At 60.5% G+C, this 12,891-nt stretch carries 13 protein-coding genes; 11 read left to right on the top strand and 2 right to left on the bottom strand.

Going from position 1 to position 12,891, the window contains the following annotated elements; translation table 11 throughout:
* Positions 1-9: 9 nt before the first annotated feature.
* From pduO to MKS11_RS02260, 9 genes are all read left to right on the top strand, one after another.
* A complete protein-coding gene (pduO, locus tag MKS11_RS02300; protein ID WP_048295513.1) occupies positions 10-1,020 on the top strand; it encodes a two-domain cob(I)yrinic acid a,c-diamide adenosyltransferase PduO in 1,011 nt (336 codons plus the stop codon).
* On the top strand, positions 1,017-2,411 hold the full coding sequence (pduP, locus tag MKS11_RS02295; RefSeq protein ID WP_087770899.1) for a CoA-acylating propionaldehyde dehydrogenase PduP: 1,395 nt from the start codon (positions 1,017-1,019) through the stop codon (positions 2,409-2,411). Before pduO ends, pduP begins: the two co-directional genes overlap by 4 nt.
* Positions 2,412-2,422: 11 nt before the next feature.
* Positions 2,423-3,535, top strand: coding sequence for a 1-propanol dehydrogenase PduQ (gene pduQ / locus MKS11_RS02290; RefSeq protein ID WP_087770900.1), 1,113 nt, complete (start codon positions 2,423-2,425; stop codon positions 3,533-3,535).
* Positions 3,532-4,887 (top strand): cobalamin reductase PduS, encoded by a 1,356-nt coding sequence (gene pduS, locus MKS11_RS02285; protein WP_087770901.1) that lies wholly within the window; start codon positions 3,532-3,534, stop codon positions 4,885-4,887. Before pduQ ends, pduS begins: the two co-directional genes overlap by 4 nt.
* Positions 4,888-4,889: 2 nt before the next feature.
* Positions 4,890-5,444 carry a propanediol utilization microcompartment protein PduT gene (gene pduT / locus MKS11_RS02280; RefSeq protein WP_284109363.1) on the top strand — a complete coding sequence of 185 codons (555 nt, stop codon included), beginning with the start codon at positions 4,890-4,892 and terminating at the stop codon, positions 5,442-5,444.
* A complete protein-coding gene (gene pduU / locus MKS11_RS02275; RefSeq protein ID WP_004205469.1) occupies positions 5,444-5,794 on the top strand; it encodes a propanediol utilization microcompartment protein PduU in 351 nt (116 codons plus the stop codon). The genes pduT and pduU overlap by 1 nt, the downstream gene beginning before the upstream one ends.
* A gap of 4 nt (positions 5,795-5,798) precedes the next feature.
* Positions 5,799-6,239, top strand: a complete 441-nt coding sequence (gene pduV / locus MKS11_RS02270; protein WP_004205468.1) for a propanediol utilization protein PduV — start codon at positions 5,799-5,801, stop codon at positions 6,237-6,239.
* Positions 6,239-7,453, top strand: coding sequence for an acetate/propionate family kinase (locus MKS11_RS02265; protein ID WP_004205466.1), 1,215 nt, complete (start codon positions 6,239-6,241; stop codon positions 7,451-7,453). The genes pduV and MKS11_RS02265 overlap by 1 nt, the downstream gene beginning before the upstream one ends.
* Before the next feature lie 92 nt (positions 7,454-7,545).
* The gene (locus MKS11_RS02260) at positions 7,546-8,412 is read left to right on the top strand and encodes an L-threonine kinase (protein WP_065696839.1); all 867 of its coding nucleotides are present in this window, start codon (positions 7,546-7,548) and stop codon (positions 8,410-8,412) included.
* Between the two features lie 3 nt (positions 8,413-8,415).
* Here the strand turns inward: MKS11_RS02260 and cobD are convergent, their stop codons facing one another.
* Positions 8,416-9,492, bottom strand: coding sequence for a threonine-phosphate decarboxylase CobD (gene cobD / locus MKS11_RS02255; protein WP_043520857.1), 1,077 nt, complete (start codon positions 9,490-9,492; stop codon positions 8,416-8,418).
* A gap of 17 nt (positions 9,493-9,509) precedes the next feature.
* Positions 9,510-10,763 (bottom strand): N-acetylmuramoyl-L-alanine amidase AmiC, encoded by a 1,254-nt coding sequence (gene amiC / locus MKS11_RS02250; RefSeq protein WP_017899228.1) that lies wholly within the window; start codon positions 10,761-10,763, stop codon positions 9,510-9,512.
* A 227-nt stretch (positions 10,764-10,990) separates the two neighbouring features.
* On the opposite strand from amiC, the gene argA reads away from it, so the two are divergent.
* Positions 10,991-12,322: an amino-acid N-acetyltransferase gene (argA, locus tag MKS11_RS02245; RefSeq protein ID WP_004149616.1), complete on the top strand. Its 1,332-nt coding sequence runs from the start codon at positions 10,991-10,993 to the stop codon at positions 12,320-12,322.
* Between the two features lie 227 nt (positions 12,323-12,549).
* A complete protein-coding gene (locus MKS11_RS02240) occupies positions 12,550-12,870 on the top strand; it encodes a hypothetical protein (RefSeq protein WP_053809986.1) in 321 nt (106 codons plus the stop codon).
* Positions 12,871-12,891 lie beyond the last annotated feature (21 nt).

Below are 12,891 nucleotides of genomic sequence, written 5' to 3'. Positions count from 1 at the left end.
GGAGCGAATATGGCGATTTATACCCGAACGGGCGACGCTGGCACCACCTCACTCTTTACCGGCCAGCGGGTGAGTAAAACCCACCCGCGGGTTGAAGCCTACGGCACGCTGGACGAACTGAACGCCGCGCTGAGCCTGTGCGCCTGCGCCGCCGCGGATGAAAATCACCGCGCCCTGCTCGAAGCCATCCAGCAGCAAATATTCTGGTTTAGCGCAGAACTGGCCAGCGACAGCGAGCAGCCGTCGCCCAAACAGCGCTACATCAGCAGCGAAGAGATTTCCGCCCTGGAAGCCGCCATCGATCGGGCCATGGCCCGCGTCGAACCGCTGCATAGCTTTATTTTACCCGGCCGCTGCGAAGCCGCGAGCCGCCTGCATTTTGCCCGCACGCTGGCCCGCCGCGCCGAACGCCGTCTGGTTGAGCTGGCGGCGGAAGTCAACGTACGCCAGGTGCTGATGCGCTACATCAACCGCTTATCAGATTGCCTGTACGCCCTGGCCCGCGCGGAAGATAGCGATGCGCACCAGAACAATATTATTCGTGAGGTTAGCAGGCGCTATCTGGCCGCCAGCCAGCCGAGCCACAGCAAGGAGACGACGCCCGTGGCACTCTCATTCCACGATCTGCACCAGCTCACCCGCGCCGCGGTTGAGCGCGCGCAGCAGCTTCAGGTGCCGGTGGTGATTAGCATCGTTGATGCCCACGGTACGGAAACCGTCACCTGGCGGATGCCGGACGCCCTGCTGGTCAGCAGCGAACTGGCGCCGAAAAAGGCCTGGACCGCGGTGGCGATGAAAACGGCGACCCATGAGCTGAGCGATGTCGTTCAGCCGGGCGCGGCGCTTTACGGTCTGGAAACGCATTTACAGGGAAAAGTGGTCACCTTTGGCGGCGGTTACGCCCTGTGGCGCGACGGCTTATTAATTGGGGGTCTTGGCATCAGCGGCGGCAGCGTTGAACAGGACATGGATATCGCACAGACCGCCATTGCGGCCATTAACGTGGGAACACATCAATGAATACTTCTGAACTCGAAACCCTGATTCGCACTATTCTTAGCGAGCAATTAACCACGCCAGCGCAAACGCCGGCCCAGCCACAGGGCAAAGGGATTTTCCAGTCCGTCAGCGAGGCCATCGACGCCGCGCACCAGGCGTTCTTACGTTATCAGCAGTGCCCGCTAAAAACCCGCAGCGCCATCATCAGCGCAATACGTCAGGAGCTGACGCCGCTGCTGGCGAGCCTGGCGGAAGAGAGCGCCAATGAAACGGGGATGGGCAACAAAGAAGATAAATTCCTGAAAAACAAGGCCGCGCTCGACAACACGCCGGGCGTAGAAGATCTCACCACCACCGCGTTGACCGGCGACGGCGGCATGGTGCTCTTTGAATACTCACCATTTGGCGTTATCGGGTCCGTCGCGCCAAGCACCAACCCGACGGAAACCATCATCAACAACAGCATCAGCATGCTGGCGGCAGGCAACAGCGTCTACTTTAGTCCGCATCCGGGGGCGAAAAAGGTCTCTCTCAAGCTCATCAGCCTGATAGAGGAGATTGCCTTCCGCTGCTGCGGCATCCGCAATCTGGTGGTCACCGTGGCGGAACCGACGTTTGAAGCCACCCAGCAGATGATGGCCCATCCGCGCATTGCGGTTCTGGCCATTACCGGCGGCCCGGGCATTGTGGCGATGGGCATGAAGAGCGGTAAGAAAGTCATTGGCGCTGGCGCGGGCAACCCGCCCTGTATCGTTGATGAAACGGCGGATCTGGTAAAAGCGGCGGAAGATATCATCAACGGCGCCTCCTTCGATTACAACCTGCCCTGCATTGCCGAGAAGAGCCTGATTGTCGTGGAGAGCGTGGCTGAACGGCTGGTGCAACAAATGCAAACCTTCGGCGCACTGCTGCTCAGTCCAGCCGATACCGACAAACTTCGCGCCACCTGTCTGCCTGAAGGCCAGGCGAATAAAAAGCTGGTCGGCAAAAGCCCATCGGCCATGCTGGAAGCCGCCGGGATCGCCGTTCCGGCAAAAGCGCCGCGTCTACTGATTGCCATCGTCAATGCCGACGACCCGTGGGTCACCAGCGAACAGCTGATGCCGATGCTGCCGGTGGTGAAAGTCCGCGATTTCGATAGCGCGCTGGCGCTGGCGCTGAAGGTTGAAGAGGGTCTGCATCATACCGCGATTATGCACTCGCAGAACGTATCGCGCCTGAACCTTGCGGCCCGCACCCTGCAAACCTCGATTTTCGTCAAAAACGGCCCCTCTTATGCCGGGATCGGCGTCGGCGGCGAAGGTTTTACCACCTTTACCATTGCCACACCAACCGGTGAAGGGACAACGTCGGCGCGCACCTTTGCCCGCTCCCGGCGCTGCGTGCTGACCAACGGCTTTTCCATCCGCTAACCGAGGTCGCGATGAATACTTTCTCACTACAAACGCGGTTGTACAGCGGTCATGGCAGTCTGGCGGTGCTCAAGCGCTTTACCAATAAGCACATCTGGATAATCTGCGATGGCTTTCTGGCGCGCTCGCCGCTGCTGGATACCCTGCGTAACGCGTTGCCCGCAGATAACCGCATCAGCGTCTTTAGCGAGATAACGCCGGACCCTACTATCCATACCGTGGTGCAGGGGATTGCGCAAATGCAGGCCCTGCGTCCGCAGGTGGTCATCGGCTTCGGCGGCGGTTCGGCAATGGACGCGGCGAAAGCTATCGTCTGGTTCAGCCAGCAGAGCGGCATCAACATCGAAACCTGCGTGGCCATACCAACCACCAGCGGCACCGGCTCGGAAGTGACCAGCGCCTGCGTAATTAGCGACCCGGATAAAGGCATTAAGTATCCAATGTTCAACAATGCGCTGTATCCGGATATGGCGATCCTGGACCCGGAGCTGGTGGTCAGCGTACCGCCGCAGATTACGGCCAACACCGGTATGGACGTGCTGACCCATGCGCTGGAGGCGTGGGTTTCGCCGCACGCCAGCGACTTTACCGACGCGCTGGCGGAAAAAGCCGCCAAACTGGTGTTCCAGTATCTGCCCACGGCGGTAGAAAAAGGCGACTGCGTGGCGACGCGCGGGAAAATGCATAACGCCTCAACCCTCGCCGGGATGGCCTTCAGCCAGGCGGGACTGGGGCTTAATCACGCTATTGCCCACCAGCTTGGCGGGCAGTTTCATCTGCCGCATGGCCTGGCAAACGCGCTGCTGTTAACCACGGTTATCCGCTTTAACGCCGCTGTTCCCCGCGCTGGCAAACGCTATGCGCGGCTGGCCAAAGCCTGCGGCTTTTGCCCGGCAGAGGCCAACGACGTCACAGCGATCAATGCGCTGATTCAGCAGATCGAACGACTCAAGCAGAGCTGTGCGCTGCCTTCACTGGCCGTTGCGCTTAAAGAAGGAAGATCCGACTTTTCCGCGCGTATTCCGGCAATGGTGCAGGCCGCGCTGGCGGACGTCACGCTACGCACCAACCCGCGCCCGGCTAGCGCCGGGGAAATTCGCGAACTGCTGGAGGAACTGCTATGAATAGCGCGGTCAACGCGGTTGAAATAACCCATAGCGCCGATGAAATCCGCGAGCGCGTGCGCGCAGCGGGCGTCGTCGGCGCGGGCGGAGCGGGGTTTCCCGCCCACGTTAAGCTACAGGCGCAGGTAGAGATTTTTCTGGTCAACGCCGCCGAGTGCGAACCGATGCTCAAAGTTGACCAACAGCTGATGTGGCAGCAGGCTGCTCGCCTTGTGCGCGGCGTGCAGTACGCCATGACGGCGACCGGCGCGCGCGAAGGGGTCATTGCCCTGAAAGAAAAATACCGCCGGGCTATCGACGCCCTTACCCCGCTGCTGCCTGCCGGTATCCGTCTGCATATTCTGCCGGATGTCTATCCCGCGGGCGATGAAGTGCTGACCATCTGGCTGGCAACCGGTCGCCGGGTCGCGCCCGCCGCGCTGCCGGCCAGCGTCGGCGTGGTGGTCAATAACGTGCAAACGGTCCTCAATATTGCCCGTGCGGTTGAGCAGCAGTTTGCGGTGACCCGCCGCACGCTGACCGTTAACGGCGCGGTCGCCCGACCGCTGACCGTCACGGTCCCCATCGGCATGCCGCTGCGCGAAGTACTGGCGCTGGCGGGCGGCGCGACGGTCGATGACCCCGGTTTTATTAACGGCGGTCCGATGATGGGCGGCCTGATCACCTCTCTCGATAACCCGGTGACCAAAACCACCGGCGGCCTGCTGGTGCTGCCGAAAAGCCATCCGCTTATTCAGCGGAGAATGCAGGACGAACGCACGGTGCTTTCCGTGGCTCGCACCGTCTGCGAGCAGTGCCGGCTGTGTACCGATCTCTGCCCACGGCATCTGATCGGCCACGAACTCTCTCCGCACCTGCTGGTGCGGGCAGTGAACTTTCATCAGGCCGCTACGCCGCAGCTGCTGCTTAGCGCCCTCACCTGCTCGGAGTGCAACGTCTGCGAAAGCGTGGCCTGCCCGGTCGGCATTTCGCCGATGCGCATCAACCGCATGCTGAAACGCGAGCTGCGCGCGCAAAACCAGCGCTATGAAGGGCCGCTGTATCCTGCCGACGAAATGGCGAAATACCGCCTCGTACCGGTGAAGCGATTGATCGCCAAACTGGGATTAAGCCCCTGGTACCAGGAGGCGCCGCTGGTTGAAGACCAACCATCAGTAGAAAAAGTGACTTTGCAGCTGCGCCAGCATATCGGCGCCGGCGCGGTGCCCAACGTTGCGGTTGGGGAGCGCGTAACGCGCGGACAATGCGTTGCCGATATTCCGGCAGGTGCATTAGGCGCGCCGGTTCACGCCAGCATTGATGGCGTTGTTACGACCATCAGCGAACAGGCCATCACGGTGGTAAGAGGTTAACCATGTCTCAGGCTATAGGAATTTTAGAACTCACCAGCATTGCCAAAGGGATGGAACTCGGCGATGCGATGCTGAAAAGCGCCAACGTCAATCTGCTGGTCAGTAAGACCATCTGTCCGGGGAAGTTTTTGCTGATGCTCGGCGGCGATATCGGCGCTGTCCAGCAGGCCATTGAAACCGGCACTTCGCAGGCCGGCGAAATGCTCGTCGACAGCCTGGTGCTGGCGAATATTCATCCCAGCGACCTTCCGGCCATCAGCGGCCTGAATATCGTCGATAAGCGCCAGGCGGTAGGTATCGTCGAAACCTGGAGCGTGGCGGCCTGCATCAGCGCCGCTGACCGGGCGGTAAAAGGCTCAAACGTCACCCTGGTGCGGGTGCATATGGCCTTCGGCATCGGCGGTAAATGCTACATGGTGGTGGCGGGCGACGTTTCTGATGTCAACAACGCGGTGACGGTTGCCAGCGAAAGCGCGGGCGAAAAAGGGCTGCTGGTTTACCGCTCGGTGATCCCGCGCCCGCATGAAGCGATGTGGCGACAGATGGTGGAGGGATGATGGAAAGGCAGCCAACAACGGATCGCATGATTCAGGAATATGTTCCCGGAAAACAGGTGACCCTCGCGCACCTGATTGCCAATCCAGGGAAAGATCTCTTTAAGAAGCTGGGCCTGCAGGATGCGGTATCCGCCATTGGCATCCTCACCATTACGCCCAGCGAGGCGTCGATTATCGCCTGCGATATCGCCACTAAATCCGGCGCAGTAGAAATTGGTTTTCTTGACCGCTTTACCGGCGCCGTGGTGCTGACCGGCGACGTTTCCGCCGTCGAGTATGCCCTCAAGCAGGTGACGCGCACGCTGGGTGAAATGATGCAGTTTACAACCTGCACTATCACCCGGACGTAACGCGATGAAACGTCTGATGCTTATCGGTCCCAGCCAGTGTGGGAAAACCTCGCTCACCCAGGGTCTGCGAGGTGAAGCGCTCCATTACAAGAAAACCCAGGCTATTGAGTGGTCGCCAATGGCCATCGACACGCCGGGCGAATATCTGGAGAACCGCTGCCTTTATAGCGCCCTGTTAACCAGCGCCTGCGAGGCCGACGTTATCGCGCTGGTGCTGAATGCCGATGCCCAGTGGTCGCCGTTTTCTCCGGGGTTTACCGTCCCGATGAATCGCCCGACCATCGGCCTGGTCACCAAAGCTGACCTCGCTGACCCGCAGCGTATCTCGCTTATCGGAGAGTGGCTTAAGCAGGCTGGCGCCCGGCAGATTTTTGTTACCAGCGCGCTGAATAATTCAGGTCTCGACGCCGTGCTGGATTTTCTGAATTCGAAGGAACCTTTATGATGTCTTACAAAATCATGGCCATTAACGCCGGCAGTTCATCGTTAAAATTCCAGCTGCTGGAGATGCCGCAGGGCGACATGCTCTGCCAGGGATTAATCGAACGTATCGGCATGGCAAACGCCCAGGTGACTCTCAAAACGCCGGAGCAGAAATGGCAGGAGACGGCGCCGATCGCCGATCACCGTGAAGCCGTCACCCTGCTGCTTGAAAAGCTCCTCAACCATCGGATTATCCAGAGCTTGCAGGATATCGATGGCGTCGGCCACCGCGTGGCGCACGGCGGGGAGCGCTTTAAGGATTCAACGCCGGTCACCGATGAAACCTTAGCGGAAATCGAGCGCCTGGCAGAGCTGGCCCCGCTGCATAACCCGGTAAATGCCTTAGGCATCAAAGTGTTCCGCCAGCTGCTGCCCGACGCGCCGTCGGTGGCGGTGTTTGATACCGCTTTTCACCAGACGCTGGATGAGCGCGCCTTTATCTATCCGCTGCCGTGGCGCTACTACAGCGAGCTGGGCATTCGCCGTTACGGCTTCCACGGCACCAGCCATAAGTACGTCAGCGCGACGCTGGCGGAAAAGCTGGGCGTACCATTGAGCGCTCTGCGCGTAGTGTGCTGTCATCTCGGCAACGGCAGCAGCGTTTGCGCAATCAAAGGCGGGCGCTCGGTTAACACTTCAATGGGCTTTACGCCGCAGTCTGGGGTGATGATGGGCACCCGCAGCGGCGATATCGATCCGTCGATTCTACCGTGGCTGGCGCTGCATGAGGGTAAAACGCCGGAGCAGCTGAATCAGCTGCTGAATAACGAGTCCGGCCTGCTGGGCGTTTCCGGCGTCTCGCACGATTATCGCGATGTCGAGCAGGCGGCGGACAGCGGTAATCGTCAGGCAGCCCTGGCGCTCTCGCTGTTTGCTGAGCGCATTCGCGCCACTATCGGCAGCTATATTATGCAGATGGGCGGCCTGGACGCGCTGATCTTTACCGGCGGCATCGGCGAAAACTCCGCCCGAGCCAGGAGCGCCATCTGCCATAACCTGAATTTCCTCGGGCTCTCGGTCGATGAAGAGAAAAACCAGCACAACGCCACCTTTATTCAGGCCGAAAATGCGATGGTCAAAGTGGCGGTGATCAATACCAATGAAGAGCTGATGATCGCCCGCGATGTGATGCGCCTGGCGCTGCCGCAGGCGCGCGAGCTGGCGGTACCAGCCTAAACGACGCATCTCCCCTTTGCGGAGAATCATGGTAACCGGCGGGTCGCCGTGCCACTATGCGCCCTGGCGAAGGTAAGCGGAAAGGTGAAAACGTGGCCGTTGCACAATGTCCCGCCTCATGCGGAGAACTTATCCAGGGCTGGATCCTCGGCAGCGAGAAGCTGGTCTCCTGCCCGGTGGACTGGTACAGCACCGTCGAGGTCGAGACCGGCAAACCGCGCAACGATGAGCGGCCGCTGTCGCGGGCGATGGTCGACCAACTGCTGGCCCACTGGGGCTACCCGGCGGCGCTGAGTCAGCAGATCCGCATCACCCTGCACTCGACGATCCCGGTAGCCAAAGGGATGGCCAGCAGCACCGCCGATATCGCCGCCACCGCGGTGGCCACCGCCCATCATCTGGGCCACGCGCTGGATGAGCCGACGCTGGCGCGTCTGTGCGTCGCGCTGGAGCCCACCGACAGCACCCTGTTCCACCAACTGACGCTGTTCGATCATAATACCGCCGCTACCCAAATCGCCTGCCCTGCGCCACCGGCGCTCGACCTGTTAGTGCTGGAGAGCCCGCTGACGCTGCGTACCACCGACTACCATCAGCTGCCGCGCGAGGCGGGTCTGCTGGCTAACGCCTCCCGGCTGCAGCTGGCGTGGGAGAAAGTGCAGCAGGCCTGCCAGCATGGCAGCCCGCAGCTGCTGGGCGAAGCGGCCACTATTAGCGCCATCGCCAGCCAGCAGCTGTTGCCCAAGCCGGGGTTTGACGCGCTGCTGGAGCTGGTGGAAAGCGCAGGATTGTATGGCCTCAACGTGGCGCACAGCGGCAGCGTCGTCGGCCTGCTGCTGGACCGCCGTCGTCATGACGTGGATTTTTTGCAATGGCGGCTGGCAGAGCGCGGCATCGCCGCCCACTGGCCGCAACAGCATCTGCTGGCGATGGTGCCGGGGGGCGTCACCCTGCAGTAGGGCTCAGGCCAGCGCCCGGCGCAGCGCCGCCAGCAGCTGGTCGTTTTCGCCGGCGCTGCGGATCGCCACCCGGAAATAGCGGCTATCCAGCCCCGGGTAGTTGGCGCAGCTGCGGATCAACACGTGCTGGCGCAGCAGGGCGTATTGCAGGTCAAGATCGGGTCTGTCACAGCGCAAGAACAGGTAGTTGGCGCGCCCGGGCCACACGGTCAGCCCGGCCATCTCCTGAAGCTGCGCGTAGAAACGCGCTCCCTCCTCCTGCAGCCACTGCCAGGTGGCCCGCTGATACGCCCGGTCCTGAAGAATGATCTCCCCTGCCAGAGCGGCATAGGCATTGATTGACCATGGCATTTGTCGCTCGCGCAGCCGGGCCACCGCCCGGGCGTCAGCGTTGAGCAGGTAGCCTAGACGCAGCCCCGGAATAGCATAAAATTTGGTCAGCGAGCGCAGAACCCAAACGTGCGGATACTGCGCCAACAGGGGAATAAACCCCGGCTGATCGGGAATAAAGTCGAGGAAGGCTTCATCGAGGATCAGGCTGATATTCAGCGCCCGACAGCGTTGCGCAATGGCTTCCAGCAGGCCACGCTCCGGCAGCAGACCAGTGGGGTTGTTCGGGGTGCAGAGAAACAGGCAGTCCAGCGCCGGCGTGAGAGCATTGAGGATCCCGTCGGTCAGCTGCCAGCCATCGCGCTCCTGCAGGGCATACTCCACCACCTCGCAGTCCACAGTCTGCAGCGCGCGCCGGTACTCTGCGAATCCGGGAATGACGATCATCGCCCGCCGCGGCTTAAGGCCGTGGACAAGGGTGAAGATCGATTCAGTTTCGCCGTTGCCGGCGAGGATATGCGCCGCCGGCAGCCGATGGTGGGCTGCCAGCGCCTGATGCAGCTGTTGATACTCAACGTCAGGGTAGCGCTCGGCGCAGCCGGGATTGTCGACGATCGCCTGCCTGAGCGAGGCGGGCATTCCCAGCGGATTGATGTTGGCGCTAAAGTCCAGCAGTTCGCCGGGCGCAATGCCCAGCAGGGCGGCGGCCTCGCGGATATTGCCGCCATGGGCGCTTTTCAGTAAGGCCATGTCCCTTTCCTGTGTGGTTATCCGCGGCGGGCCAGCGTCGCACCGTCGGCGAAGTAGGCTTTAATCCCGGCGAGGATCGACTCGGCCACCTGCTGCTGGAATTTGGCCGTTTTCAGCTTCCGCTCCTCTTCCACGTTACTGATAAACGCCGTCTCCACCAGAATGGAGGGGATATCCGGCGCCTTCAGCACCGCAAAGCCCGCCTGCTCTACCCGGTTCTTGTGCAGGTTATTGATATTGCCCATTTTCTCCAGCACTGCCTTACCAAATTTGAGGCTGTCGGCGATGGTGAGGGACTGCACCATATCGAACATGGTGTGGTCGACATAGCGATCGCCGCTCTTGCTGACCCCACCGATCAGATCCGAGGCGTTCTGCGTCTGGGCGAGATATTTTGCCGCGGTACTGGTGGCCCCCTTGGTGGAGAGCGCAAACACCGAGGAGCCGCTGGGCTGGCGGCTGGTAAAGGCGTCGGCGTGAATCGAAACGAACAGGTCGGCGCGCTGCTTCTGCGCCTTGGCGACACGCACCTTCAACGGGATAAACACGTCTTCGTTGCGGGTCATATAGGCCTTCATATTGCCTTCTTTGTCGATTAGCGCCCGCAGGCGGCGGGCAATTTGCAGCACCACGTCTTTCTCGCGGGTGCGATACTTGCCCACGGCGCCAGAGTCTTCGCCACCGTGGCCGGGATCGAGCATGATGACAATCGGCCGGTCGCGCCCGGCTTTGCCCGGCTGCGGCCCGCTTTGCGCCGGCGGCACCTGTCGCTCCAGATCGCCTTTGTTGTAATCCTCGAGCAGCGCCAGTAGCGGATCCTGAACATCGGTGGCGTTGGCGGGGTAGAGATCCATCACCAGACGCTCTTTAAAGCCAGCTACCGGCGCGAGGGCAAACAGCTGCGGCTTAACGTTCTGCTTGAGCTCGAAGACCATGCGCACGGTTTGCGGATCAAACTGGCCCACGCGGGCGGACTTAATAAAGGGATCGTCATCGCGGATCTGCCCCCCCATGCCTTTCAGCACCGAGTTGAGATTAACCCCTTCCAGATCCACCACCACCCGTTCCGGATTACTGAGGGCAAACTGCCGGTATTTCAGCACATGATTCGATTCCACCGTGACGCGCGTGTAGGTCGATGCTGGCCAGACGCGAACAGCGACCACCCGCGCGGCGGCGGCCAGCCCAACGGGGCTCACGCTCATTAACCACATGGCGCCCGCGCCCTGCAGCAGACGGCGACGGCTTAATCCAGAGTTGTTTCCCGACATGCCACTCCCAAGCAATAAAAACGCATTTATACCCAAAACAAACAGATTGACCAGAAACTTTAACGAAAGGCATATAACCTGTCATCTATAAAAGGGTAAACATTCATTGACACCCTGCGCCGGGTCACATGTTTTTCGTGGCTTAGCCTCAAATTGGGGCTTGCGTTTAACGGCAAAACAGAATAAAAATACAATAATTACGAATAATCATGCATTGAGGGTTTGTCATGGTGAAGGAACGTCGCACTGAACTGGTAGAAGGATTCCGCCATTCTGTTCCCTATATAAATGCCCATCGGGGAAAAACGTTTGTCATCATGCTGGGCGGTGAAGCCATTGAGCATGAAAATTTCTCAAATATTGTCAATGACATAGGACTACTGCATAGCCTGGGCATTCGCCTGGTGGTGGTCTATGGCGCCCGCCCGCAGATTGACGCTAATCTCGCCGAGCACCACCACGAGCCGGTCTATCACAAGCAGACGCGAGTGACTGACGCCAAAACGCTGGAGCTGGTTAAGCAGGCGGCGGGGATGCTGCAGCTGGAGATCACCGCCCGCCTGTCGATGAGCCTCAACAACACCCCGCTGCAGGGGGCCCATATCAATGTCGTCAGCGGCAACTTTATCATCGCCCAGCCGCTGGGCGTCGATGACGGCGTCGATTATTGCCACAGCGGGCGCATTCGCCGCATTGACGAAGAGGCGATTCATCGCCAGCTCGACAGCGGCGCCATTGTCCTGATGGGGCCGGTCGCGGTGTCGGTCACCGGCGAGAGCTTTAACCTGACTTCGGAGGAGATCGCCACCCAGCTGGCCATCAAGCTGAAGGCGGAGAAAATGATCGGCTTCTGTTCGTCGCAAGGGGTTTACAACCAGGCCGGGGAAATTGTCTCTGAACTGTTCCCCAATGAAGCGCAGGCCCGCGTCGAAGAGCTGGAAGCGGACGAAGATTATAACTCTGGCACCGTGCGCTTCCTGCGCGGGGCGGTGAAGGCCTGCCGCAGCGGCGTGCGGCGCTGCCACCTGATCAGCTATCAGGAAAATGGCGCGCTGCTGCAGGAGCTGTTCTCACGCGACGGCATCGGCACCCAGATCGTCATGGAGAGCGCGGAGCAGATCCGTCGGGCGACCATCAACGATATCGGCGGTATTCTTGAGCTGATAAGCCCGCTGGAGCAGCAGGGCATCCTGGTGCGCCGCTCCCGCGAACAGCTGGAGATGGAGATCGACAAGTTCACCATTATTCAGCGCGATAACACCACCATCGCCTGCGCCGCCCTCTATCCTTTCCCGGAAGAGAAGATCGGCGAAATGGCCTGCGTGGCGGTGCATCCGGATTACCGGAGCTCGTCGCGGGGAGAGGTGCTGCTGGAGCGTATTGCCGCCCAGGCCAGACAGATGGGCCTGAGCAAGCTGTTCGTGTTAACCACCCGCAGCATTCACTGGTTCCAGGAGCGCGGCTTCACGCCGGTGGATATCGACCTGCTGCCGGAGAGTAAAAAGCAGATGTATAACTATCAGCGCCGGTCGAAGGTGCTGATGGCCGACCTCGCTTAGCTCTTTCTCCCCCCTTTCTAACGGCCGAGGATAGCGCGACGCTCATCACGTTAACCCCGGCCGGTATCCCCCTCTTCGCGCCGATCTGACGTGCGGCACGAGGGCTAAATTCCTGGTTTCCACGCAGACCATATCTTTCTCGCTGGCTCACCGATATGCTACTGGCTGTCGACAGGATATCGACTGGCGCCACGGCCACCACCCGCCCTGCAAGGATCGCTTAACGAATGGAAACCCAACCGAACTGGCTGATCAGACATATCAACCTCATTACCGCCGCGGTCGCCCTCTATCCGTGGTTGCTGTTGATTTTGTTGCTCTGGGACAACCAGCGTCATCATCAGAATGGCTATGCCGCGCTTGGCGCCGCCGTGGCGATATTATTTCTGCTGGCCCTGACGTCCGGCATGAATCTTCTCATCTCCTCGCTGGTGATTTTTTGTGCCCGCTGTTCCACCCCACCGCTGGCCGGCGGCGCAGCAGTCCGCTTTTTCGCCATGAACTCGATCTCGGCGCTCTGGCTTATCCCTCTGTTCTTCAGTTACTGATTTTTCCGCCAGCCCGGGCAA

Source organism: Klebsiella sp. K5-45, assembly GCF_030128605.1.
Lineage (GTDB): Bacteria > Pseudomonadota > Gammaproteobacteria > Enterobacterales > Enterobacteriaceae > Klebsiella > Klebsiella quasipneumoniae.
Note: the sequence above shows the minus strand (reverse complement) of the source record. Positions and strands in the feature narration are given on the sequence as shown.